This is a genomic window from Halomonas sp. 72 (genome assembly GCF_052379785.1).
In the GTDB taxonomy this organism is placed as follows: Bacteria; Pseudomonadota; Gammaproteobacteria; order Pseudomonadales; family Halomonadaceae; genus Vreelandella; species Vreelandella citrativorans.
Genome location: NZ_JBQSYY010000001.1, coordinates 263,724 through 287,485, shown reverse-complemented (window position 1 = coordinate 287,485; position 23,762 = coordinate 263,724). Strand labels below are relative to the sequence as shown.

Annotated in this window: 20 protein-coding genes; 9 read left to right on the top strand and 11 right to left on the bottom strand. The window is 52.6% G+C overall.

What is annotated here, in order from left to right:
- The first annotated feature begins 191 nt into the window (after positions 1-191).
- Positions 192-2,048 (top strand): RNA polymerase sigma factor RpoD, encoded by a 1,857-nt coding sequence (rpoD, locus tag ACT3T6_RS01340; protein ID WP_192527423.1) that lies wholly within the window; start codon positions 192-194, stop codon positions 2,046-2,048.
- A 125-nt stretch (positions 2,049-2,173) separates the two neighbouring features.
- Here the strand turns inward: rpoD and ACT3T6_RS01335 are convergent, their stop codons facing one another.
- Positions 2,174-3,745, bottom strand: a complete 1,572-nt coding sequence (locus tag ACT3T6_RS01335) for an AbgT family transporter (RefSeq protein ID WP_192527424.1) — start codon at positions 3,743-3,745, stop codon at positions 2,174-2,176.
- A 176-nt stretch (positions 3,746-3,921) separates the two neighbouring features.
- A complete protein-coding gene (locus ACT3T6_RS01330; protein WP_172117520.1) occupies positions 3,922-4,818 on the bottom strand; it encodes a LysR family transcriptional regulator in 897 nt (298 codons plus the stop codon).
- Between the two features lie 160 nt (positions 4,819-4,978).
- Between ACT3T6_RS01330 and ACT3T6_RS01325 the strand changes: the two genes are divergently transcribed.
- The 6 genes from ACT3T6_RS01325 (at position 4,979) to ACT3T6_RS01300 (ending at position 11,178) form a co-directional block, all read left to right on the top strand.
- On the top strand, positions 4,979-6,088 hold the full coding sequence (locus ACT3T6_RS01325) for an S-(hydroxymethyl)glutathione dehydrogenase/class III alcohol dehydrogenase (RefSeq protein WP_193054474.1): 1,110 nt from the start codon (positions 4,979-4,981) through the stop codon (positions 6,086-6,088).
- A gap of 90 nt (positions 6,089-6,178) precedes the next feature.
- On the top strand, positions 6,179-7,033 hold the full coding sequence (gene fghA, locus ACT3T6_RS01320; RefSeq protein WP_172117522.1) for an S-formylglutathione hydrolase: 855 nt from the start codon (positions 6,179-6,181) through the stop codon (positions 7,031-7,033).
- 8 nt (positions 7,034-7,041) lie between these two features.
- Positions 7,042-7,758 carry a monofunctional biosynthetic peptidoglycan transglycosylase gene (gene mtgA, locus ACT3T6_RS01315; protein WP_172117523.1) on the top strand — a complete coding sequence of 239 codons (717 nt, stop codon included), beginning with the start codon at positions 7,042-7,044 and terminating at the stop codon, positions 7,756-7,758.
- Positions 7,759-8,018: 260 nt separating this feature from the next.
- Complete coding sequence (locus ACT3T6_RS01310) at positions 8,019-8,411, top strand: DUF4168 domain-containing protein (RefSeq protein WP_172117524.1); 393 nt, start codon at positions 8,019-8,021, stop codon at positions 8,409-8,411.
- A 129-nt stretch (positions 8,412-8,540) separates the two neighbouring features.
- On the top strand, positions 8,541-10,451 hold the full coding sequence (locus ACT3T6_RS01305; protein WP_192527425.1) for a DUF294 nucleotidyltransferase-like domain-containing protein: 1,911 nt from the start codon (positions 8,541-8,543) through the stop codon (positions 10,449-10,451).
- Position 10,452: 1 nt separating this feature from the next.
- Positions 10,453-11,178 (top strand): 3'-5' exonuclease, encoded by a 726-nt coding sequence (locus tag ACT3T6_RS01300; protein ID WP_192527426.1) that lies wholly within the window; start codon positions 10,453-10,455, stop codon positions 11,176-11,178.
- Between the two features lie 64 nt (positions 11,179-11,242).
- Here ACT3T6_RS01300 and ACT3T6_RS01295 read toward each other — a convergent pair whose 3' ends face one another.
- The 4 genes from ACT3T6_RS01295 to ACT3T6_RS01280 form a co-directional block, all read right to left on the bottom strand.
- Positions 11,243-12,886, bottom strand: coding sequence for a BCCT family transporter (locus ACT3T6_RS01295; RefSeq protein WP_192527427.1), 1,644 nt, complete (start codon positions 12,884-12,886; stop codon positions 11,243-11,245).
- Positions 12,887-13,046: 160 nt separating this feature from the next.
- The gene (locus ACT3T6_RS01290; RefSeq protein ID WP_172117528.1) at positions 13,047-13,919 is read right to left on the bottom strand and encodes a glycine betaine ABC transporter substrate-binding protein; all 873 of its coding nucleotides are present in this window, start codon (positions 13,917-13,919) and stop codon (positions 13,047-13,049) included.
- 152 nt (positions 13,920-14,071) lie between these two features.
- On the bottom strand, positions 14,072-14,902 hold the full coding sequence (locus ACT3T6_RS01285; RefSeq protein ID WP_172117529.1) for an ABC transporter permease: 831 nt from the start codon (positions 14,900-14,902) through the stop codon (positions 14,072-14,074).
- Positions 14,902-16,104: a quaternary amine ABC transporter ATP-binding protein gene (locus tag ACT3T6_RS01280; protein ID WP_172117530.1), complete on the bottom strand. Its 1,203-nt coding sequence runs from the start codon at positions 16,102-16,104 to the stop codon at positions 14,902-14,904. Before ACT3T6_RS01280 ends, ACT3T6_RS01285 begins: the two co-directional genes overlap by 1 nt.
- Positions 16,105-16,489: 385 nt before the next feature.
- Between ACT3T6_RS01280 and ACT3T6_RS01275 the strand changes: the two genes are divergently transcribed.
- Complete coding sequence (locus ACT3T6_RS01275) at positions 16,490-16,897, top strand: hypothetical protein (RefSeq protein WP_193054475.1); 408 nt, start codon at positions 16,490-16,492, stop codon at positions 16,895-16,897.
- A gap of 266 nt (positions 16,898-17,163) precedes the next feature.
- Entirely contained in the window at positions 17,164-17,364 is a 201-nt protein-coding gene (locus tag ACT3T6_RS01270) for a hypothetical protein (RefSeq protein WP_172117532.1), read from the top strand.
- A 91-nt stretch (positions 17,365-17,455) separates the two neighbouring features.
- Here ACT3T6_RS01270 and ACT3T6_RS01265 read toward each other — a convergent pair whose 3' ends face one another.
- The 5 genes from ACT3T6_RS01265 to ACT3T6_RS01245 form a co-directional block, all read right to left on the bottom strand.
- Positions 17,456-18,856, bottom strand: coding sequence for a sigma-54-dependent transcriptional regulator (locus ACT3T6_RS01265; protein WP_172117533.1), 1,401 nt, complete (start codon positions 18,854-18,856; stop codon positions 17,456-17,458).
- Positions 18,857-18,867: 11 nt separating this feature from the next.
- Entirely contained in the window at positions 18,868-20,313 is a 1,446-nt protein-coding gene (locus ACT3T6_RS01260) for a sensor histidine kinase (protein WP_193054476.1), read from the bottom strand.
- A 109-nt stretch (positions 20,314-20,422) separates the two neighbouring features.
- The gene (locus ACT3T6_RS01255) at positions 20,423-21,601 is read right to left on the bottom strand and encodes a PQQ-dependent sugar dehydrogenase (protein ID WP_193054477.1); all 1,179 of its coding nucleotides are present in this window, start codon (positions 21,599-21,601) and stop codon (positions 20,423-20,425) included.
- Between the two features lie 99 nt (positions 21,602-21,700).
- On the bottom strand, positions 21,701-22,594 hold the full coding sequence (locus ACT3T6_RS01250; protein ID WP_193054478.1) for an AEC family transporter: 894 nt from the start codon (positions 22,592-22,594) through the stop codon (positions 21,701-21,703).
- A 78-nt stretch (positions 22,595-22,672) separates the two neighbouring features.
- Positions 22,673-23,587: a LysR family transcriptional regulator gene (locus ACT3T6_RS01245; protein WP_193054479.1), complete on the bottom strand. Its 915-nt coding sequence runs from the start codon at positions 23,585-23,587 to the stop codon at positions 22,673-22,675.
- Positions 23,588-23,762 lie beyond the last annotated feature (175 nt).

The following is a 23,762-nucleotide window of genomic DNA, read 5'->3' as shown; positions in this document are numbered from 1 at the left end:
CTCACCAACACCAGATATAGGGTCAGTCACCAAGTGCTGGCCTAACCGAACAACCTAACACACCTGAATGACCGCGCAAATACGTTTCGCTGGAAAAAATACAGCTATTTACGCTATACTGTTCGGCTTGTTGAGTTTAATCGATTCAGCGCTCCAGGTGTTTCATTCTTCTTCGTCGAGATAGGGTTTCTATGGCTGGAAATGCGCAGCAGCAGTCACGTCTGAAGGAGTTGATCGCGCGCGGCAAAGAGCAGGGTTACCTGACGTATGCCGAGGTCAACGACCATCTACCCGAGGATATCGCCGACCCGGATCAAGTGGAAGACATCATTGGCATGATCAACGACATGGGTATCCGTGTCGCTGAAGAAGCGCCTGATGAAGACACTTTGATGATGTCGGATCACTCCACGGACGAGTCCGCTGCGGAAGAGGCCGTTGCGGCACTCGCTGCCGTGGAAAGCGACGTGGGTCGCACCACAGACCCAGTCCGCATGTACATGCGTGAAATGGGCACAGTAGAACTCTTGACCCGTGAAGGCGAAATCGAAATTGCCAAGCGGATCGAAGAGGGTACACGTGAAGTCATGTCGGCCCTGGCCTACTTGCCAGGGGCTGTCGCCTCCATTCTGGATGCTTACGACGCTACTCAGGATGAAGAAGCGCCTGGCCGTCTGTCGGATCTTTTCTCAGGGTTTATCGATCCCGATGAAGGTATCCCCGGCGTTGCCGAGGCGGATGTGCCTGAACCTGAGGTAGCCACCGACTTAAGCGACGACGAAGACGGCGACAGCGATGGCGAGGAGGATGACGAAGATTCCAACGCCAGCGAAGGCGGTCCGGACCCTGAAGAGGCGCGGGCGCGTTTTGAGCAAATTCGCGAGCAAAACGCGTTAGCCGGAGCGGCGCTTACCAAGCACGGTCGCGGCAGCGCCGAGCTGAAAGCCGAGCAGGCTCGTCTTGCCGAATTGTTCTCGCCGATCAAACTGGTGCCAAAACACTTTGAACGCCTGGTAGGCCAGGTACGTATTAGTGTTGAGCAAGTGCGTGCCCAGGAAAAAGCGGTCATGCAGCTTTGTGTTAAAAAAGCCAAAGTGCCGCGCAAGACGTTTATCAAATCGTTCCCGGGTAGCGAATCTAACCTCAAGTGGTTGGATGCGTTCCAGGAAGCGCAGCCCAAATACGCTGACCGTCTTGAGCCGTTACGTTCTGATATCGCCCGTTCGCAGCGTAAAATTGCTTTCGAAGAAGACATGGTGCAGCTCACCGTGGCGGATTTGAAAGAGGTGAACCGCAAGCTGTCGATTGGTGAGGCAAAAGCACGCCGCGCCAAGAAAGAGATGGTTGAGGCCAACCTGCGTCTGGTTATCTCGATTGCCAAGAAGTACACCAACCGTGGTCTGCAATTCCTTGATTTGATTCAGGAAGGCAACATCGGTTTGATGAAGGCAGTGGATAAGTTCGAATACCGTCGGGGTTATAAGTTCTCTACTTATGCGACCTGGTGGATTCGTCAGGCGATTACCCGCTCAATTGCCGACCAGGCACGGACGATCCGTATTCCGGTTCACATGATTGAGACGATCAACAAGCTTAACCGCGTGTCGCGCCAGATGCTGCAGGAAATGGGCCGCGAACCGACCCCGGAAGAGCTCGGCGAACGTCTTGAAATGCCGGAAGACAAAGTACGTAAGGTGCTCAAAATTGCCAAAGAGCCGATCTCCATGGAGACGCCGATTGGTGATGATGATGACTCGCACTTGGGCGACTTTATCGAGGACGGCACCATGCTGCTGCCTATCGATATGGCCACCGGCGAAGGCTTGATTGAAGCGACGCGTAACGTACTGGGCGGCCTCACCGCACGTGAAGCCAAGGTACTGCGCATGCGGTTCGGTATTGATATGAATACTGACCACACGCTTGAAGAAGTGGGCAAGCAGTTTGACGTAACCCGTGAACGGATTCGTCAGATTGAGGCCAAGGCGCTGCGCAAGCTTCGCCACCCTAGCCGTTCTGAGCCGCTACGTTCGTTCCTGGACGAGTAAGTCAGTCCAGGTTAGTGCTTAGGCGCTAGTGTCTAGCGTAAAAAAAGCCCGCCGTTTTTTAAACGGCGGGCTTTTTGCTATCTAGTGTCAAGTACTCCACGAATCCTGATGCCGTTGAGCCTTTGTTATAGCGTGTAGTGAGTTGCAGAGCCAGGACCAACAGGCAGACCCAGCAAAAACACCCACACAAAGAACAGTAAGCTCCAGCCGATCAGCATGAATAGCGTATAGGGCAACATTAAGGCGACCAGTGTGCCAATGCCCATATCGTTGCGGTAACGGGTCGCAACCGCCAGTATCAGCCCAAAATAGCTCATCATCGGAGTGATCAGGTTGGTGACAGAATCACCGATCCGGTAGGCCGCCTGAATCACCTCTGGCGCGTAGCCCATCAGCATCAGCATGGGAACGAAAATCGGAGCGGTTACCGCCCACTGAGCCGATGCGCTGCCCAGCGACAGGTTGACGAACGCACACAGTAAAATAAACAGCGCAAACAGGCCCGGGCCACGTAACCCAAGCGACTCCAGCAGATCAGCGCCCGCCACGGCCGTCACGGTACCAAAATTGCTCCAGTTAAACAGCGCCACAAACTGAGCGGCAAAGAAGACCAGCACAATATACAGCCCAAGGCTGCTCATGCTTTTGGCCATGGCATTTACCACATCACGGTCATTGTGCATCGTGCCTGCCAGGCGCCCATAGATGAAGCCCAGTAGCGAGAAGGAGACCGCTACAATGACCACAATGCCGCTCAGGAAGGGCGAGCCGCTGATTAGCCCTGTTTCTGGATTACGCAAGATGCCATTTTCAGGTACCACGGTCATGGCAATTAAGCCAATAAGCACCAGCGTGGCTAACCCCGTGCCTTTTAGCGCCCGCTTCTCCTCAGCGGAAAGCCCTTGCATGGACTGCTGGCCAATGTCGCTATCGGCATCAGCGGCATCGTATTTGCCAAGCTTCGGTTCCACGATACGTTCGGTAACCAGGCCGCCGATCAAGGTCACAAAGAAGGTGCTGACAAACATGAAGAACCAGTTTGCTTCAGCGCCTACTACATAAGCCGGGTCCAGTAGGCGAGCGGCCTCTTGAGTAATACCAGAAAGTAACGGGTCGACGGTTCCAATGAGCAGGTTGGCGCTGTAGCCGCCGGAAACACCACAGAAAGCTGCAGCGAGACCCGCCAAAGGGTGGCGGCCAAGTGAATGGAAGATCATGGCGGCCAGAGGAATAAGTACAACGTAGCCAAGCTCGGCCGCCATGTTGGACATAATGCCCGCAAACACAATGGCATAGGTAACGATGCGGGGTGAGCGGTTAAGCACCAACGCTCTCATGCTGGCAGAAAGTAGCCCTGAGTGTTCGGCTACGCCAACGCCCAGCATGGCAACCAGCACAGTGCCTAAAGGCGCAAAGCCTGTGAAGTTTGTCACCATCTCGGTGACCAGCCGGCGTAAGCCTTCGGCGTTAAGGAGGGAATTAACCGCAATCCATTCGCCCTCGTTAGCGGGGCGTGGGTCGGCAACTGACACGCCTAAGGCACCGGCAATACCGCTGGCTATCACCACAAGGACACATAAAATGGCAAATAGCGTGACCGGATGAGGGAGCAAGTTGCCAAGCCACTCAACGCTATCGAGAAAGCGGGTAAACGCACCACGCTTTAGGTTTTTTTCATGATTTTTAGGGGGTGTCATAAGTTTTATGTCGTTAGAGTGGAGGTTTGTAGCAAAAAAAAAGCCCATTGGGGCTAAAAGATGACACTACGTTGAAGTGTATAAGGGCGCAAACGGCTTTACGTATAGCGGGATTTAAAAAATGAAATACCGTAAGCGCAGGAAGGGCTATGGCAAGCGAAAGGTCGGCCCTGGCGTTAAAGTGATGGCGTGTTCGGCAGTACTCGCGACATATTGGCCACCAGATAATCGACCAATTGACGAATCTTGGGGGACAAGTGGCGGTGGCGGGGGTAAACCGCCCAGACAGCCGTATCATGGTGCTGAAAGGGTTCCAGTACGGCGATGAGTTCGCCACTTGCAAGGTGAGGTGCTACGTAATAGTCGGGCAGTTGGGCAAGGCCCAGGCCCTTAAGCGCGGCATCCAGCAGGGCGGGCCCGGAGTTACCCGTCCAGCAGCTTTCTACGCGTACTTCGCGGCGTTGGCCGTTGCTATCAAACAGCCAATTAGGCCGTGAACCTACCAAACAACGATGTTGGCCAAGTTCCGCCAACGTGTGAGGAGGCGGTGTCTGGCGAAAGTAATCCTGGGAGCCGACAACATATTCACGTCGGTCGCACAGGCGCCTGGCGATCAGGCTTGAATCCTTTAATACGCCCATGCGAATGGCGATATCAAAGCCTTCCTCAATGAGTTCAACGGGCCGGTTGGTAAAATGCATGTACACTTCAAGATCAGGATGTAGGCATTGAAATTCATTAACTAGTGGTGCGATATAACGCTCGCCAAAGGTAGTGGCTGAGGTCAGCTTAAGCAGGCCCCGAGGCTTGGCCTGCAGTTCGCTCAGCGCCTGTTCGGCATCTTTCAATCCATCAAACAGATGCTGACAATGCTCCATATACAGAGCGCCTGCATCCGTTAAGCGTATTTGACGCGTTGTACGGTAGAGAAGCTGAATGCCGAGCTGGTTTTCGAGTTGGCTCACCAAGCGGCTAATATGCGAGGTTGATACTTTTAGATGGTTTGCGGCCGCAGAAAATGTGCCCAGTCTGACTACTTCAATAAAGGCTTCGACACGATCCCAGCGCTGCATGGAGGCTCATCCGTTGTAGGTGATTGTTGCTCAGTGGCAATAATATTATGAGTATATCCCGCTTTTTCTAGTACCTCTAGCTACCTTACACTGTCGCTATTGGAGCAATACGTTATCTGTTCAGGCGACTTACTGCGCCACTGTCTTAAGGAGTGACACTATGAAATCACGTGCTGCCGTTGCGTTAGAGGCGGGTAAACCGCTTGAGCTGGTTGAAATTGATGTGGAAGGCCCGAAAGCGGGCGAAGTGTTGGTAAAAATGGCGGCTACTAGCGTTTGTCATACCGATGCTTATACGTTGTCGGGCGCTGACCCGGAAGGACTCTTCCCTTCAGTGCTGGGTCATGAAGGCGCTGGTGTCGTTCAGGAAGTAGGTGAAGGGGTGACCAGCCTCAAGCCTGGCGACCATGTTATTCCGCTATATACCGCTGAGTGTGGCAAGTGCAAATTCTGTCTGTCAGGTAAAACCAACCTGTGCGGCAGCGTGCGTGCCACCCAGGGTAAAGGCGTAATGCCCGACGGCACCTCGCGCTTCTCGCTGGATGGCAAGATGCTGCACCACTACATGGGAACGTCCACGTTCAGCGAATACACCGTACTTCCTGAAGTCTCGTTAGCGGCGGTTTCCAAAGAAGCCCCGATGGATAAAATCTGCTTGCTGGGCTGTGGCGTAACTACCGGTATTGGCGCGGTACTCAATACTGCAAAAGTAGAGCCAGGCGCTACCGTCGCAGTCTTTGGTTTGGGGGCGATTGGTCTGGCGGTAATCCAGGGCGCGGTCATGGCGAAAGCGGGTCGAATTATCGCCATTGACGTTAATGCGGATAAGTTTGAGCTGGCCAAGCAGTTTGGCGCGACTGACTTTGTAAACCCCAAGGATTACAGCGACTCCATTCAGCAGGTTATTGTTGATTTGACCGATGGTGGCGTGGACTATTCGTTTGAGTGTATCGGTAACGTCAATGTGATGCGCTCAGCGCTTGAGTGCTGCCACAAAGGCTGGGGCGAATCGATCGTGATTGGCGTCGCCGGTGCGGGGGAAGAGATTTCCACACGTCCGTTCCAACTGGTGACCGGGCGCGTTTGGAAAGGCTCCGCGTTTGGTGGTGTGAAAGGCCGCAGTGAACTGCCAGGCTACGTTGAGCGTTACATGAACGGTGAAATTAATATTGATGATTTTATTACTCACGATATGCCGTTTGAGAAAATCAACGAAGCGTTTGAACTGCTGCATGCGGGCAAGAGCATCCGCACCGTTCTGCATTACTAGGTCGTTATTAACAGGTCTGTATTGTTAATTTACTGATAAAGCGCGGCAGGCAGCACTGCCGCGCTTCTCTTTTCGCAAGGAGCCTGCCCCATGAGCATGAGTGAAACCCTGGAACTGGTGTCTGCCAATCGCAGTTTTGGTGGCTGGCACAAACGCTACCGCCATTACTCTCGGGCGCTGGATTGCGATATGGAATTTGCGGTGTACTTACCGCCACAAGCCGAAAGCGAGCGTGTACCGCTTTTATGGTGGTTATCCGGGCTTACCTGCAACGATGAAAACTTCATGCAGAAAGCGGGCGCCCAGCGGATAGCGGCAGAGCTTGGGATTGCTATCGTTTGTCCGGATACCAGCCCGCGTGGCACAGACTTACCGGGCGAGCACGATAGTTATGACCTTGGCTCGGGGGCAGGTTTTTATGTCAACGCTACCCAAGCGCCGTGGAAGCCACACTATCGAATGTACGACTATATCGTTGAAGAGTTGCCTTCCGTTGTACGCCAGCACTTCCCGGTAAACGGGCGTGAGTCGATTAGCGGCCACTCGATGGGCGGCCACGGGGCATTAATTTTAGCGTTGCGTCATCCAGGGCGTTTTAGCTCGGTGTCAGCATTCTCGCCGATTGTGAACCCGATGAACTGCCCTTGGGGTCAAAAGGCGTTTACCAGCTATTTGGGTGAGGACCAGTCCACCTGGCGTCAGTACGATGCTTGTGAATTGGTCGCTAATGGCGCCTCGCGTCAACGGCTGTTTATTGACCAGGGCGAGGCGGACCAGTTTTTAGAAGAGCAGCTCAAGCCCGAGCGGCTTGAAGCCGTATGTGACGCGCATGATCATCCGCTGACACTGCGTCGTCAGCCAGGTTACGACCATAGTTACTTCTTTATTGCCTCGTTCATTGAGGAGCATCTACGTTATCATGCGGAACATCTTATGAAATCTTAAGGATAACGATGCTTAAACGTACGCTGAGCCGCTTTCTTCGTCAGCTATGGCGTCTTGTGTGGCGCGGCGTGCTGGTTTTTGTGCTCCTTTCTGTGGCGCTGGTCATTCTGTTTCGTTTTGTGCCCTTGCCAGGCTCCATGATCATGGTGGAGCGCAAAATACAGAGCTGGGTAAACAGCGAACCTATTCGCATTCAGCATCAGTGGCGAAGCTGGGACAATTTATCCAGCAATGCCAAGTTGGCGGTGATTGCTGCTGAAGATCAGCGCTTCCCTCTGCATCGAGGCTTTGACTTTGTTGAGTTGCGACGCGCCTGGGAAGCCAGTCGTGATGGCGGCCGTTTGCGCGGCGCCAGCACGCTGAGTCAGCAAACAGCCAAAAATGTTTTTTTGTGGAGTGGGCGCAGTTGGACGCGCAAAGCGTTAGAGGCCTGGTTCACACTGTTGATTGAAATTTTCTGGAGCAAACAGCGTATTCTTGAGGTGTATCTGAATATCGCTGAATGGGATAGCGGCGTGTTTGGCCTGGAAGCCGCAGCGCAACACTATTTTGGCGCCTCCGGTGGAGCGATGACGGAGCGCCAAGCAAGCCTGCTCGCGGCCATCCTCCCCAGCCCACGCACCCGCAGCGCCTCTCGACCTGACGCCCAAGTGGAAAGGCGTAGCCAATGGGTACGCCAGCAGATGCATAACCTGGGCGGAGTAGGGTACCTGGAACGGCTATAGAAGGCTGGATTAAAGAGCTAAAGCCAGCTTCTTCCCTTGATGCGCTTCTATTTATAAAAAAGTGCACGAATATTATTCAAAATGATAGCGGTATTTTTTTGTATAAGTGATTGAATATAAACTGTTTTTATATATTTTTATGTGTGTTGTTATTATCGTAACTTCATTTTGTTACGTTCTCTTACTTAAAAAATTGAACCTGTGCTGAATCCTTGCGTCACATTTACCACATTCATATCGCGTCAATGAGGTTTCTTACTATGCAACGTATAACTGCTCTATTCTCTGCTGCCCTGCTCGCCACTGGCTTAATGGCATCTACTGCCAACGCCCAGCAAGCGCAGGACCCGGCTCAGGATCCCATGGCTACTCAGCAAGCAGCACCCGCCCAGGATTTTTCTGACCAGCAGTTACAGCAGTTCGCCGATGCTTCTCAAGAAATCGCCGTGATCTCGCAAGAGTATACACAGCGTCTGCAGGAGGCAGGAGATGAGTCAGCCCAACAGGAAGTTCGCGCCGAAGCAAATGATCGTATGATCGAAGTGGTTGAAGACAGCGGCTTGGATGTCGATACCTTCAATGCTATCGGTCAGTCTATCCAGCAAGATCCGGAAATGATGCAGCGTGTTCAAGAGATGGCAAACCAGTCCTAAGCCATCGCTAGTTGATACACCATCAAAGCCCGACACCCAGGTGTCGGGCTTTTTTTGCGTCCAGGGTTTACGCTAGTGATGAACCGAGCCAAACTCGGCTTATCTATTAGACACGTCTTGGGAGATCACATGGACGTAGAGCTACTTGAAATACGCCAATTTATGGGCCAGTTTCCTCCTTTTGATGGTCTCTCGGATGAGCTGCTTGATGCGATTGCCGAGCGCGTTGAGGTCAGCTATTTCAAAACGGGCAGCGAGATCCTGGAGCTAAATGATATCGTTAGTGAGCTGTGCTTTATAAGAAGTGGCGCCGTTGAGGTGTATCGCCGCCAGGGTGAGCTTTATAACCGATTAGGCGAGGGGGATATTTTTGGCCACTTTAGCTTATTGCGGAATCACAAAGTGCGCTTCCCGGCCCAGGCGATTGAAGATACGCTGATCTATTTTATTCCCAACGATGTCTTTCAGCGCTTATGCGAAGAGGACGATAACTTCGCTGACTTTGTAGAGCTTGAGCGGCCACGGCTTGAAACGGTTGCCGAGCAACAAAAAAAGTCGAACGATATGATGGTCACGCGTATTCGCAAACTGGTGACCCGCTATCCCGTCATGGTGGCATCCACCACCAGCCTTCAGCAGGTTGCCCAGCAAATTAACGATGCCCAGGCATCAGCGGCCATTGTGCTCACCCAATGCACCGGCAGCCCGCGCTACAGTTTTCAAGACAGCGAGGGCGCCAAATGGAAAATGGTGGGTATTTTTACCGATAGTGACTTTAGAACCCGGGTCGTGGCAGAGGGGCTTTCACCGCAAACCGCGATTGGCGATGTCGCGTCCTCTCATTTGATTACCATACAGTCGGATGCGTCGATATATGAGGCTATGCTGACCATGCTGCGCAACAATGTTCATCACTTGCCGGTGCTGTATCGGCAGCGGCCTGTTGGCGTGGTGCACCTTTCCGATATTATTCGCTATGAAACGCATAGCGGACTCTACCTGGTCAGCAATGTTTTCAATCAGTCCAGCGCACAAGGGCTTGCCAAGCTGGCGCCTGATGTTAGTGCGGCGTTTGTACGAATGGTTCAGGAGGGCGCTAACTCGCAAATGGTGGGCAGCGCGCTTTCAACGGTGGGGCGTAGCTTCTTCCGGCGCCTGCTGGAATTGGCCGAAGCTGAGCTTGGGCCACCGCCGGTGCCTTACTGTTTTATGGTTAATGGCTCAATGGCACGCAATGAACAAAGCATTGTGACTGACCAGGATAACGCGCTCATTTTGTCTGATGACTTTATCCCTGAAGAGCATGATGCTTATTTTTATGCGCTGGCCAAGTTTGTTAGCGATGGGCTGGATGCCTGCGGTTACACCTACTGCAAAGGCGATATCATGGCCACCAATCAAGAGTGGCGTCAGCCGCTGAGCGTTTGGAAAGGCTATTTTGAAGACTGGATTTCCAATCCGACGCCTAAAAAGCTGCTGCAGAGTTCGATCTTCTTTGACCTTGATAGCATCTATGGCGAAGAACATTTTGTTGAAACGCTACAGGATCTAATTGCGCGTAGAGCTGCTGAATCGCCGTTGTTTTTAGCGGCAATGGCGCGTAACGCGTTGAACCGTACGCCGCCGCTTGGTTTCTTCCGTACCTTTGTCATGGAAAAGGATGGCAAGCATAACAATTCAATTAACCTGAAACGCCGTGGCACAGCGCCGATGGTTGATCTAATCCGTATCCATGCGCTGGCGTGTGGTTCCAAAGCGCAAAATACGTTTCAGCGACTAAAAGATATAAGCGATACCCAGCTTTTAGCCCCAGGTGTTAGCGATAAGCTGAGCTATGCGTTTGAGTTTTTATGTATGACGCGGTTGCGCCACCAGATGATCGATATTCAGGAAGACCGAGAGCCAGATAACAATATTGAGCCTGAAAATGTAGAGGACAGCGAGCGGCATACGCTGAAAGATGCTTTCCATGTGCTTAGCAATGCTCAGAAATTTTTAAAGTTCCGTTACCCGGTGCCCGCTCAACGGCAGAGGCACTAACATGCTAGGCATTCGCCCGCGTCACCGCATCACCCAGCCCGACTGGATTGACTATATGGCGCAGCGTGAGCGCCAGGCGAAAGACCCTGCTATCCAGCGGTTTTTTGCCACATCACTGCCTTCTGGTGATACCCCCATTGCTGACGTGCCGATGGTTGCGCTGGATTTGGAAACCACCGGTTTGGATGAGCGGCGCCATGCCATTGTCAGTATGGGCGTCGTGCCGTTTACACTGGACCGTATCAAGCTCGCGGAGCGCCGTTATTGGGTCGTCAAGCCCACTAGAACGCTGTCTGAATCCTCGATAGCTTTCCACCATATTACCCATTCCGAGGTGGCAGATGCCCCGGATTTGGACGTGGTGCTGGATGAGTTGTTGGACGCGCTCGCGGGCCATTTGGTCGTGGTGCACTTTCGCAATATTGAGCGGCCCTTCCTGGATACGGCGATTAAAGCACGGCGGGGCGAGGGGGTGATGTTCCCAATGATCGATACGATGTCGCTTGAGGCGAGGATACATCGACAAACGTTATGGGCACGTTTTCGCCGCTGGTTGGGACGCCCCCCGGTTTCAATACGTTTAAACGCTAGCCGTGCCCGCTATGGTTTGCCTGCCTACCAGGGGCATCATGCGCTGCTCGATGCATTGGCCACGGCAGAACTTCTCCAGGCGCAAATTGCCACCCATTATCAGCCAGATACGCCTTTAAAAAATATCTGGTGCTAGCACGGCACCCATAAAAAAACGGGCAGCCCTTGGGCTGCCCGTTTTGGTCATGCGTACCGATTAATTACACTGCTTTGGGTTCGCTCATCAAGCCTTTGACGATTGCGTAGCACGCCACCAATAGAATAATGGTGAACGGGAAACCGGTGGAAACGGCCATGGTTTGTAGCGCCGTAAGGCCGCCGCCCAGCAGCAGCGCAATGGCAATGGCGCCTTCAATGATCGCCCAGAACACGCGTTGCGGTGTGGGGGCATCCACTTTGCCGCCCGCAGTGATGGAGTCAATCACAAGCGAGCCTGAGTCGGAGGAGGTGACAAAGAAGATGATGACCAGCAAAATCGCCACGAAAGAGGTGATTTGTGCCAGTGGCAATTGCTCCAGCATCAGGAACAGCTGAAGGTCGACGCCCGCATCGCGCACGGTGCTAATACCCTGGCTTACATATTGATCAATGGCGGTGCCGCCAAAGGTCGTCATCCAAAGTACCGATACTACTGAGGGGATAATAAGTACGGAAATCAAAAACTCTCGAACCGTACGGCCGCGTGATACGCGGGCGATAAACATGCCGACGTAAGGAGACCAGGAGATCCACCATGCCCAGTAGAAGGCCGTCCAGCCTTGGCTGAAGTTAGCATCTTCACGGCCGAACGGGTTTGAAAGCGCGGTGAAGTGAGTCGCATAGCTCCACAGGTTTTCAAAGAAGCCCGTCGCGATGAACAGAGTCGGGCCTACCGCAATCACAAAGAACAGTAGCAACGCCGCCATGGCGATGTTGATCTTGGAGAGCAGTTGCACGCCCTTATCAACACCAGCAACAATGGATGCAATCGCCACCAGGGTAATGCCGACGATCAATAGAATCATCGTGACATCGCTTTCAGGCGCGCCAAACAAATACGAAAGCCCCGCTGCCGCCTGGCTGGCACCTAGGCCTAGTGACGTAGCCAAACCAAACAGCGATGCAAACACCGCCAGAATATCGATCACATGGCCTGGCCAGCCCCAAACGCGCTCACCCAAAATGGGGTAAAACACCGAGCGCATTGAAAGCGGCAAGCCTTTATTGAACGAGAACAGGGCCAGCGAAAGTGCCACGATGGCGTAAATCGCCCAAGGGTGCAGGCCCCAGTGGTAAATGGTGGCTGCCATGGCAAGCGATGTGGCTGCTGCAGCGTTGCCTTCGGCGCCGCCAAGCGGTGCCCAATTACTGCCATCAAAGGCGGTGCCGAAGTGGGTAAGTGGCTCATTTACGCCAAAGAACATCAAGCCAATGCCCATGCCAGCGGCAAACAGCATAGAGAACCAGCCCATATAGGTGTAATCCGGTTTGGCGTCGACGCCACCAAGGCGGATTTTACCCAACGGGGAGAAAATCAAACCAACACATAAAATAACGAATATGTTGGCAGCCGTGATAAAAAACCAGGACAGGTTGCCGGTTAGGAAGTTGAAAATGGAATCGTATACCGGCGCAATGGTGTCTTGCAGCGCCAGCGTCAAGACCACGAATAGCAGTACAATAATCGCTGAAATGCTAAACACCTTGCCGTGCAGGTCAAGGTCAAAGCCCATTTTATTGGTCGTAATGTTGTCCTGACCAACAACGTAGTCGGTATCGATCAGGTTTGCCGCCCCATCGGGAGCGGGTATGCCTTCAGGGGATTTTGGCTCCTCAGGGGAGCTATTGGGCTCTTGTTTATCCACGAGTACCTCTCCGTTTTAATTAGAAAACACGCGTAGTGTCGTTTTGCTTAACTATATATTAACAAGCATTGTATTGCTGTTTTATTGGAACTGTTTTGTAAGTGCAAACAAAGGTGCCGACCCCAGTATCAACTGACGTCGGCACAGTGGTGGATAGTGATTAGCTATTTAGCCATTGCTCAACCACATCCTGGTTTTCTTCGACCCATTTCTTGGCGTTCTCGTAAGGGTCGCTTCCGTCCTCCTGATTCATCAGCATTACTTCACCCATCTGTTCTGGGGTCCATTCGAATGCATTGAGAATCGCGTAGGCTTCTGGCATTTCATCGGCAAAGCCGTTACGTACAACGGTATGAATTTGCTCAGCGCCTCCAAACACGTTTTCTGGGTCTTCCAGGTATTTAAGGTCCCAGCGTGCAAACATCCAGTGGGGCGTCCAGCTAGTGATCACGATATCTTCTTCATTATTAATGGCGTTGCTAAGCGCTGCCACCATCGTGGCATCGCTGCCACTGCGCAGGCGAAGATCAAGGTCATAGGTATCGACAACTTGCTCCGTCAAGCCCATCAGGCCTGCACCAGGATCTATACCGATGATCTCACTGTTAAAGAGGTCTGCGTTGCTATTAAGGTCGGCAATCGAGTCAACGTCTGTGTAAGACGGTACGACGAGCCCCAGTTTGGTGCCGTCCAGGTTGGGGCCCAAGTCTTCGACGTGGTCACCAATGCGCTCCATGTACTCAGCGTGCGTTGTTGGCAGCCATGCGGCAACAATCGCATCGGCGTCACCGGTTGAAAGTGCCTGGAACATGGCCGCTGCGGAAAGCGAAGTCATGTCTACTTCGTAGCCAGCCTGCTCCAACACCGCAGCAACGACGTTAGTGGAGGCTACTTCTGACGACCATTCAACATACGCAAGATTGATGGTGCCTTGATCCTGCGCCTGAGCGGCACTGCCTACGACTAACCCAGTACCTGCAATCAATGCGGCAGAGGCCAGACGGATACGACGATTTAGCATACGTGTTTTCATTCACTTGCTCCCTTTTGTATTGTTTGCCTTAACATAACATCATGTTAGGCAATTCAGCATGGTCGTGAAAATAAAGCTCATCAAGTCAAAGGGGCTAACACCCCATCAAGCTACTTCTCATTTTCTCGTTGTCGTTGGGTATTTCAGTCAGCTTACCTTGAGGTCTTGCGTAACGACTGCGTTAAACGGTCAAGCAGCATGGCCAGAATAACAACGGCAATACCGGCTTCAAAGCCGTCGCCTGGGCGCAGGCGCTGTATTGCACGCCATACTTCGCTGCCTAGCCCATCGGCACCTATCATCGCGGCAATAACCACCATGGAAAGCGCTAGCATGATCGTTTGGTTAATGCCCGCCATCACAGTAGGTAACGAGAGCGGTAGCTGCACTTTAAATAGTTTTTGGCTTCGAGTAGCGCCGTAAGCATCCGCAGCTTCTATTAACTCTGTAGGTACCTGACGAATGCCGAGCGTCGTAAAGCGAATGGCGGGCGGCATGGAAAAGATAACCGTGGCAAAAATGGCGGACACAGAACCAATGCCGAAAAAGGGAATGGCCGGTATCAGATAGACGAACGCAGGCATGGTCTGCATAAAATCCAGCAGCGGCATGAACAAGCGATAAAGGCGTTCCGATAAGGCCGCGGTAATGCCGATAGGCAGTGCAATGACAACGGCAACGACGGTTGCGATCACCACCAGCGTTAACGTCTCGATCATGGGTCCCCAAAGGCCCATGTTCCAGATTAATGCCAAGCCAAGGACCGCCCCCAGTGCCAAGCGCGGGCCCGCAAGCCTCCAGCAAAGCAGGGCAATAATGGCCAGCAGTGCCCACTCCGGTAGCCACATCAGCCCATCATTCAGGCTGTTAATCCCGGTTTGGGTAAAGCGTGAAATGCCGCGAGTAACCACAGAGTATTCGCTGGTTAGCCAAGTGAGGCCACCTTCGATCCAACTGCCTAGCGGGATACGGGGAATGTCCATTACGGTTCTCCTGCTCGTGCCAATTCATCCAGTACCGCGCCTTTCACCACAACGCCCAGAAGGCGTTGCTGTTCATCTACCACGGCAATAGGAAAGCTCTTTTCACTAAACATGGCGAACAGGTTCTGCAACGGCTCGTCGGGGGACACTTTGCGGAAGTCCTGAGTCAGGTAGTCGGCGATTTTTTCGGCGCCTTCCTTGATCGCCGTACTCGCGGACTCGGCTTCCAGTAGCCCGAGCAGGCGGCGGTCACGGTCAGTTACGTAGATAGAGTCAATCGCGTGGTCCCGCATGCGGTGAAGTGCCGTGCGGGGGCCATCACTGTCACGCGCGGTGCTACGCAGTGGGCGCATAGCGCTCTCGGCCGTTAGTACACGCGAGCGGTCGACCCCTTCGATAAACCGACGCACATAATCATCCGCAGGTTGGGTCAGAATTTCTTCAGGAGTGCCAATTTGGACGACTTCGCCATCTTTAAGCAGCACGATTCGATCACCGATATTCAGCGCTTCATCCAAATCGTGGGTAATGAAGACCGTGGTCTTTTGCATTTTGGCTTGGAGCTGCAAAAGTTCCAGTTGCATGTCCTTGCGAATCAAGGGGTCAAGCGCTGAAAATGCTTCATCCATTAACAGTACGCTGGCATCGTTAGCCAGTGCGCGGGCCAAGCCAACGCGCTGCTGCATTCCCCCTGAAAGCTGGTGGGGATACGCGTTCTCCCAGCCTTCCAGGCCCACCTGTTTAAGGGCGGTATGGGCGATTTTATGACGCTCGGCTTTATCAATGCCGCGTATTTCCAAGCCAAACTCTGCGTTTTTTTGCACCGTGCGATGCGGAAACAGCGCAAAATTTTGGAAGACCATCGAGAAATGGCGGCGTCGGCACTCCAGCAACGCTTTTTCACTCAGGGTGGGGATGTTTTCATCATCAATGATGATCTCACCTTCCGTTGTGTCAATCAGGCGATTAAGACAGCGGATCAGTGTCGATTTGCCTGAGCCCGAAAGGCCCATGATGACGAGGAGTTCACCTTCATAAACATCGAAGGATATGTTGGAAAGGCCGAGTGTCTGGCCTGTTTGCTCAAGGATTTCTGGACGTTTAAGACCCTGGTCGCGTAGCTCTAATGCTTTTCGAGGTTGTTTACCAAAGACCTTACTTAAGCCTCGGACTCTAATTTTAACAGGACGTTGCTCATCCATAGGCGATGCCTTTTATGTGTATGAGGCGCTTTGTATGGTTGCTCTTTCTGATTTGCCGCCATTTACATAAAAGCAGCACCACCTTCTGTATAAAGCAGCCACACAAAGCATTCATAATGAAAAAACAGTATATGGTTGTATATTTATTAAAAAATATTATACATAAATGAGTGGGTTGTGTCACAACGCCTCTTTAAGCGCGGTCAAGAAATGCCACATGTGTCATTTTGCGCCCACGCGTGGTTGATTGTTAATAGTGATTTTTTTCTTTTAAGATGTTGATTTTAATTATTATTTTTAATAATTCTTTGTGTTGGCTTGATGTGTGCTTGGTTTAGGGTAGTGATTCAGGATGTTTTTTGCAGGTTTCAAGGAGATGAATTTTATGAATAAGCACGCGGATGTAAAAGCGAAGCGCCCACGTCTACTTTCTTTGTGCATGATCGCAACTGCTGCCAGTGTCCTCTTGCTTGCTGGCTGTGGTGACAATGAAGAAGAATTGCCGCCTGCCCAACAGCCTGAAACCATGGAGCAAAGTGCAGCACCTGACGTTGAGCAGGATGCCACCATGACCCAAGAGCCCTCCTCAATGGATCAAGCCGCAGATCCCGCTGATCCAGCAGGCACGGGTTCAGCAGATAACGGTGAAGCAATTGTCCCGCAAGAGTCAATACAGCCTGAAGATGAGGCGCGTACCCAGGATGTTGAAGAAGAGCCCGGTTTTGGTGAAGGTACAGATCCCATGCCAGGAGCCGCCGATGAAGAAAATGATGATGAGTTAACTAACGGCTAATACCTACGTACTGTTCCCTACGATGATAAGCCGCTTCAGCTGTTCGTTCCCTGCGGCTGCTCCACACGGTTTATCATCTTTACCCTCGCACCTGCGAGGGTTTTTTTTGCGCTGAAGTATGATGCTACTAAGGGTTGCTACCCGTGTGCCCGCGCTACCGCAGCCAGACGCTTGCATCGTAGACGCGCCTGGCTATGTTGATAAAGACAAGGTTGATAAAGGCAAGGTTGGTACTCATACCACTGTGATAAGCAAAGGAGAGCGGCATGGTGATACTCGATAAAACACGCATCAAGGCACTGTTGTTGGCCTTTATCTGCGCATCAAGCACGGTTTTTCTGGTGGGATGTGGAGAAGACAGTCCCCCCAATGAGAATGCTCAGCCGGAGCCTGAAGAACCGCTGAATCAGGGGCCGATGGCCAATGATGATGCTACCGGCGTACCGCCAACAGAAGACGGTACTTAAGTTTTTCACGTAAAGGCCAGACCAGCGATGGGGGTTGGCCTTTTCATACAGAGTCCTGTTGGTCTAGTCCGATTGAACTAGTCCTGTTGATCTACTCTTCGCTATCTTCAAGACGGCGATAGAGTGTGCGTCGAGCGATACCCAAAAGCTCCGCTGTTCGGCGTTTGTTGCCTCCTGTCGCTTCGAGCACTTTTCGAATATAGCGCTTTTCCACTTCCTCCAGGCTAGGCCATCGAGTGGGCGAGGGCGTCGGTAACTGTGCCCCTGGCAGTACTTCTCCGCTTAACGTCGGCGTGATCTCGGCACCAGCTTCCGGATGAGAATTCTCGCGCAAGCGTTCGGGTAAATCCTGGTGCTGCAAAAGACCCTCTTCACTGAGCGTTACCGCTCGCATAATGGCGTTTTCCAATTCGCGGACGTTACCGGGGTAGGTGTAATTCAGCAGGCTGTTGAGTGCCTCGGGCTCAATTTGCTCAATCTGCTTGTTTTGCGCTTCCGCATGTTTATCAATCAACGCAAAAATCAGATGTTCAATATCGCTGCCCCGTTCACGCAGGGGAGGAATGCGCAGTGAAAAGGTTTCCAGACGATAAAACAAGTCGCTACGAAAACTCTCCTGCTCAATCTCTTTATCCAGGTTGCGGTGGGTCGCCGCGATGATGCGCACATCCACAGCTTCTTCGCGCTCGCCGCCGACCGGGCGCACGGTTTTTTCCTGAAGCGCCCGGAGCAGCTTGGCCTGGAGGTTGATCGGCATTTCGCCTATTTCATCTAAAAACAGACTGCCACCTTGAGCGGTATGAAAAAGCCCTTTGCGCGCTTCATTGGCCCCGGTAAAGGCGCCTTTCACATGGCCGAAAAACTCACTTTCCATCAGCTCAGCAGGTATGCTGGCGCAGTTGACGGGGATAAAAGGGGCCTCATGGCGAGGGCTTTCCTGATGAATGGCGCGCGCCAAAAGCTCCTTGCCGGTACCGCTTTCCCCCAAAATAAGAATGGGTGCATTACTTTTAGCCAATCGCGATGCGTCATGAAACAGCGACTGCATAACATTACTTTTGCCCACAATGCCATGAAAGTGGCTGAGCTCTGTATCGTGTGAAAGCGATAGACGCTGGCGCTCCAGCACCCGAAAGACCGCCTCACGGATAGCATCAAGGTCAAGTGGCTTGGTCAGGAAGTCGTTGGCGCCAAGCTTGAGCGCTTCAACGGCCTGATCGATAGTGCCAAAAGCGGTAATAACGATGATCCCCAATTCGCTGCCACTTTGACGAATTTGCTGCAGCAACTGAATGCCCGTCATCCCCGGTAGGCGTACATCGGTAATCATCATGGCCACAGGGGTATGGCTTAGTAGGGCAATGGCCTCTTCAGCGCTGGGCACGCCAAGCGTTTGATAGCCCGCATCGTTCAACTCTTCTTCTAAAAGCTCTCGGATAGCGGGGTCATCTTCCACTACCAGCAAAGGTAAAGGATGTTCCTGATGGGTCACAAATGTTGTCCTCAAGCGGATGCGGTTTCACTAAGTGGAAGTGTGATTTCAAATCCAGCGCCACCAAGAGCGCTGTCAAACACACCAATCGTACCGCCGTGGTCATTAATAATACGGTGCACCATGGAGAGCCCCAAGCCACTGCCTTGACCCACCGGTTTGGTAGTGAAAAATGGGTCAAAAACGTGCTGATGGTTGCTAGCAGGGATGCCAGGGCCATCGTCTTCTACATAGAGCGTTAATTCATGATCATGCGTACGTACGCGTACGCGAATATGGCTTACGTTAGGTGCTTGCGCTGCATTACGCAGTAGATTGGTAAGCACCTGAACGATTTGCTGTTCGTTCGCCAGTAAATGAGGCGTGGGCGAGGGAAGATGGATATCCAGCCGGATATTTCGCGGTTCAAGCTCCTCTTCTACTAAATCGCTGGCATTTTGAATTAACCGATCTAGCGCCAGCTCGCCTTTTTCGACATTATGCTGTCGACCTAATTCCATTAATTGACGAACTATTTCGACAATTCGCTCAACTTCGCCGCGAATGCGTACAAGTTTCGCCCGTTCCTCATCGCCAATGACGTTTCGGCGAGCTAGCCGCTGGGCCTGGCCGTTAATAACCGTAAGGGGGGCGCCAATTTCGTGGGCGACGCCGGCTGCAAGAACACCCAGTTCTGCCAGTTTTTTGGATTTACGCAGGCGCTTTTCAAGCTCAATTTCACGCTGTTGACGCTCTTCAATATCGTGATCTTTTTCAGCCATGGCGTCGAGCATGCCATTTAAACCTGAGGCAAGCCGACTATACTCAGCCGGGCCGTCTATCGTCGCACGCTGGCTACGATCACCGTCTTCCACCAGCAGCATAACGTGCAATAAACGATTAAGCGGACGTTCAATATAGCGCCTAAACCCCCACCAAATGCTAAAGACGATGCCAGCCGCGCCAATGACAAACACCAGAACCGCCACAATGCTTATAAATCCGGTGTAATTTTCGATGCCGGTATTTAGGCGGTTAACCTGAAGTACACCATGAACGGTGCCATCCTGGGTGCGCAGTGGGATGATGGCCGAGTAATAGGTCCAGCCATCATACTGGCGATAATTACTGTAAAGGTCATCACGCTCAATCACCTGGCGGATCTCTTCGGGAGAGAAAAGATCTTTCCCTAAGCCCAGCCCGTAAACTTCGCGCCCCTGAAGGTCAAAGACGTAAGCGCCATAAATTCGATGGAACGAAAATGCCGATTGCAGCGCTTCTTCTAGCGGTGTGGGGCTGTCTCGGGAGACCGCACCACTCAGTGAGGTGCTAAGCGCCCGAGTAATGATCTCGACTTCCGTTTGCAGTTTGGAGCGAACATTGTCTTCCAGCGATTTTATGGCCACTAAGCTGAACACCACCAATACAACAAACAGCGGTACGATGACGGTGATGATAATTAAATTACGAAGTCGCATGCTGCTTCCATGGTGGCATTAAGCGTTTCATCAGTGAAAAGCATTATCAGTAGAAACGGCTGTTGATGAATAGAGTTATGAACGTAGGGGCCATCAAAGAATCGCCGGATTAAGGGGATTCTGCAGGCAGTAGTCGATAAAGGCTGCCTTGGCGCTCATCGGTTAGCAAGTAAATGGCACCGTCTGGGCCTTGGCGCACATCACGAATACGGCCAATATGACCATCAAGAATACGCTCACTTTCAGTAACTTCATCGCCATTAAGAGTGAGGCGTAGCAGCTGTTCACTGCTTAAACCACCTGCGAGCAGGTTGCCCTCCCAAGCGTTGAACATGCTTCCTCTGACTTCGGCTAAGCCGGATGGTGCAAAACGTCCTTCAAAGTCATAATTCGGGTCTTCCATGCTTGGCAGCGACTTTTCGCCCATGGGTTGTTGGGTAGCGTAATCGTTGCCGAGCGTTACGTCAGGCCAGCCGTAGTTAGTACCTGCCTTGATGTGATTCAGTTCATCACCCGTGAGCGGGCCATGTTCCGATACCCACGGCTCACCGTTTTTCAATACGGTCATACCTTGAATATTACGATTACCCAGCGAGTAAATCTCATCTCGGGTGCGGGCATCATTCACAAGCGGGTTGTTTTCCGGCACGCCGCCTGTTTCGGTCAAACGCAGCGTAGAGCCTGCGTGGTCATCGCGCGCCTGCGCTCTGGAAGGCTCCGAACCCCGGTCGCCAACGCTCATAAGCAGCGTACCATCGTTTAACCAGGCCAGGCGTGAGCCGTAATGGCGACCGGGAGCCGAGGCGCGATCCTGCTCAAACAGATGCTCTACATCGCCTAATTGGTCATCTTGCCAGTAAACACGCGAAAGTGCTGTACGGCTGTTGTTAGCGTCGGGTTTACTCCAGGTAACGTAAATCCAGTCGTGTTCGCCGCTGCCGTCTGCAAAATCCGGGTGCAGTACCACGTCAAGCAGGCCACCCTGGCCATGATGATTGACCGTTGGCATGCCCTCCAGCGCCTGATATTCACCGCTGCGCGAATCCACCAGATTTAGTTGCCCGTTGCGCTCGCTTACCAGGAAGCGGCCATCCGGAAGAAATGCCACCGCCCAAGGGTGTTCAAACCCCGAGGCTACCCGCTCAATGGCGACGACTAGATGCTCGGTTTCGATAGATTCATGGACAACCTCAGCATGCGCCGTACCCGCTGCACTCGTTAGCAGCAGTCCGCCCAAAACGGTTGATAGCCATGACGTAACCGGCTTGGCGTTTTGTTCCACGTGCATAGCGCATTCTCCTGTAGTGATGAGCCCAAGGGGAACCTCCGCGGGGCGAACCTTGTGATAAGGCCATCATCAGTCTAGCAGGGACTTTTCCTATTGGGCTCATTCCCCTCCAAGAGAAGGCATTAGGAGTGCTAACAGTATCGGTAGGTAGATCAGTGCTAACAGGGTCGAGCAAAATACCAGGCTGGCCACATAGGCTGGCTCACGCCGGGCACGCTGGGCAAATAAATAGTTAAACACCGCCACGGGCATGCACATTTGTAAAACGAGAATGCCTTGCGCCAGCGGCGGAAGCCCTACCCAGCCTGCGATGAACCAGGCCGCCACCGCCGCCAGCGGTATGCGCACCAGGCTAAACCCTAACCCGGAACGCAGGCTTTTTACCTGAATACTCGCCAAGGAAACACCCAAGGTGATCAGCATCAACGGTACGGTAAAGCCCGACATAAGGCCCACTGTGTTGCCAAGCCAAGGCGGTAGTGAGGTATCGGTTAGCAGCAGCACCATGGAAATTAAAATGGCATATACCGTCGGGGTCTTAACGAGCGTTTTTAGCGGGTTGCCTTGGCTGTTGAGAACAGAGCCCAGAGTGAACTGGAACAGCGAGACCGTTACCATCACCGTGATGCCATAAGCAAAACCAGCGCTACCAAATGCATAAAGAACCACCGGTAGCCCCATGTTGCCGGTATTGGGGTACATCATGGGAGACAGCAGAACGCGCCAGTCACGACCCAGCAGTTTGGCAACAGCAAAGGTCGCTAGCCCCATGGTGATGATCACCAGCGCAGTCGCCAGCATGGTGCGACCAAAGGTGTCGGCATCTATGTCGGCACCCGCAAGCGAGGCCAACACCAGCGAGGGCGTGCCGATGTTGAAAACCAGTCGAGTAACAAAATCGACAGGATAAGGGTGTCCTAGCCGAATCCACAAAAAACCTAACCCCGCACCGGCAAGTACGGGGGCCATAACAGCAAACAGTTCGGCAAGCATTAACGGTCCTTGGCAATCGTGGGTTGCCTATTGTCGTTAATGAGCCTGCTAATAGGCAAGGCGAATACGCAAAATTCGTTAAGCGTTTACGGCTGTGCGTTGCCACTGCACGGGAACGTGCTGGCGTAAAAAATCAAGCAACGCGTTGGTTCGCCGAGGTTGGTGGCCGTAAGCGTAAAGTAAATTAATGGGCAGCGGCGTAGGCTCCCAGCCCACCAGGCAAGGGGCCAGCTCGCCAGGGTGATGTTCTTCACGCCGTTTAACTAACCAGTGGGGCAGTAGACCTATCCCTTGATGACCCGCAATGGCGTCGATATGCAGCGCGGTCAAATCGACGCGCAGGCGCGAGCGTGGCGGGTCGAAAAGATAATCACCGTAACTGGCGTGATGGAGCGTTAGTCCGTTGGATGCCGTGTTGAGCAAGTCGATCCAGGCGTACTGGGGTAACTCATCAGGATGGGTTGGTGACCCGTTTTCGGCCTGGTAGCGTGGGCTGGCATATAAGCCGCGGGTTAAATGGCCCAGACACTCCTGGTTAAGCCCGCATTCATTGGTAAAGCCCAGCCATACATGCACGCTATTGCTATGCATTTTGGTGGGCGGTGTTTCGCGGGTTCGAAGCTCTAGCTCTACTTTTGGGTAACTGCTTAAAAAGGCATTGACCACAGGGGCCATCCAGCTTCGCGCCAAGGCCCCATGGATTTCCAGCGTGACTTTGCCACTAATTTCTTCGCGCAGCTCGGCCAAGGCTTCCTGGCTGTGGCTTGCCATCGAGAGCAATTCAGTACAGTACGTATGAAAGAGCAGGCCAGCCTCGGTAGGAATTAAACGATTGGCCTGGCGGCGTAGTAGTGGCTGATTAAGTCGTGCTTCCAACTGGCTGATACGACGACTCAGTGTTGATTTTGCTAACCCCAGCTTTTGCGCACTGCGTGTCACGCTACCGGTCGCCATTACATCCGCGAAAGCAGCCAGTTCGTCAAAGTCATACATGGTCGCGCCACAGGTCAATTAAGAAGCGTCTATTGTGCCACTTAATAATGTGAATGCAAATAATATACATTACAGTTCTGGCGATCAGCTAAACGTTATAATTCACGTTAAACAAAACAAAAAACCCCGCGTTAAACGGGGTAAAAGGATCGAGAATGTATTGCCAGTTAAGCTG

Excerpts from the sequence above, each read along its gene's own strand:
- ACT3T6_RS01270 (WP_172117532.1), top strand. The coding sequence starts at position 17,164 with ATGGTGATACTCGATAAAACACGCATCAAGGCACTGTTGTTGGCCTTT.
- ACT3T6_RS01255 (WP_193054477.1), bottom strand. The coding sequence starts at position 21,601 with ATGCACGTGGAACAAAACGCCAAGCCGGTTACGTCATGGCTATCAACC.
- rpoD (WP_192527423.1), top strand. The coding sequence starts at position 192 with ATGGCTGGAAATGCGCAGCAGCAGTCACGTCTGAAGGAGTTGATCGCG.
- ACT3T6_RS01245 (WP_193054479.1), bottom strand. The coding sequence starts at position 23,587 with ATGTATGACTTTGACGAACTGGCTGCTTTCGCGGATGTAATGGCGACC.
- ACT3T6_RS01310 (WP_172117524.1), top strand. The coding sequence starts at position 8,019 with ATGCAACGTATAACTGCTCTATTCTCTGCTGCCCTGCTCGCCACTGGC.
- ACT3T6_RS01300 (WP_192527426.1), top strand. The coding sequence starts at position 10,453 with ATGCTAGGCATTCGCCCGCGTCACCGCATCACCCAGCCCGACTGGATT.
- ACT3T6_RS01325 (WP_193054474.1), top strand. The coding sequence starts at position 4,979 with ATGAAATCACGTGCTGCCGTTGCGTTAGAGGCGGGTAAACCGCTTGAG.
- ACT3T6_RS01330 (WP_172117520.1), bottom strand. The coding sequence starts at position 4,818 with ATGCAGCGCTGGGATCGTGTCGAAGCCTTTATTGAAGTAGTCAGACTG.
- ACT3T6_RS01260 (WP_193054476.1), bottom strand. The coding sequence starts at position 20,313 with ATGCGACTTCGTAATTTAATTATCATCACCGTCATCGTACCGCTGTTT.
- ACT3T6_RS01305 (WP_192527425.1), top strand. The coding sequence starts at position 8,541 with ATGGACGTAGAGCTACTTGAAATACGCCAATTTATGGGCCAGTTTCCT.
- ACT3T6_RS01285 (WP_172117529.1), bottom strand. The coding sequence starts at position 14,902 with ATGGACATTCCCCGTATCCCGCTAGGCAGTTGGATCGAAGGTGGCCTC.
- ACT3T6_RS01290 (WP_172117528.1), bottom strand. The coding sequence starts at position 13,919 with ATGAAAACACGTATGCTAAATCGTCGTATCCGTCTGGCCTCTGCCGCA.
- ACT3T6_RS01275 (WP_193054475.1), top strand. The coding sequence starts at position 16,490 with ATGAATAAGCACGCGGATGTAAAAGCGAAGCGCCCACGTCTACTTTCT.
- ACT3T6_RS01250 (WP_193054478.1), bottom strand. The coding sequence starts at position 22,594 with ATGCTTGCCGAACTGTTTGCTGTTATGGCCCCCGTACTTGCCGGTGCG.
- mtgA (WP_172117523.1), top strand. The coding sequence starts at position 7,042 with ATGCTTAAACGTACGCTGAGCCGCTTTCTTCGTCAGCTATGGCGTCTT.
- fghA (WP_172117522.1), top strand. The coding sequence starts at position 6,179 with ATGAGCATGAGTGAAACCCTGGAACTGGTGTCTGCCAATCGCAGTTTT.
- ACT3T6_RS01335 (WP_192527424.1), bottom strand. The coding sequence starts at position 3,745 with ATGACACCCCCTAAAAATCATGAAAAAAACCTAAAGCGTGGTGCGTTT.
- ACT3T6_RS01280 (WP_172117530.1), bottom strand. The coding sequence starts at position 16,104 with ATGGATGAGCAACGTCCTGTTAAAATTAGAGTCCGAGGCTTAAGTAAG.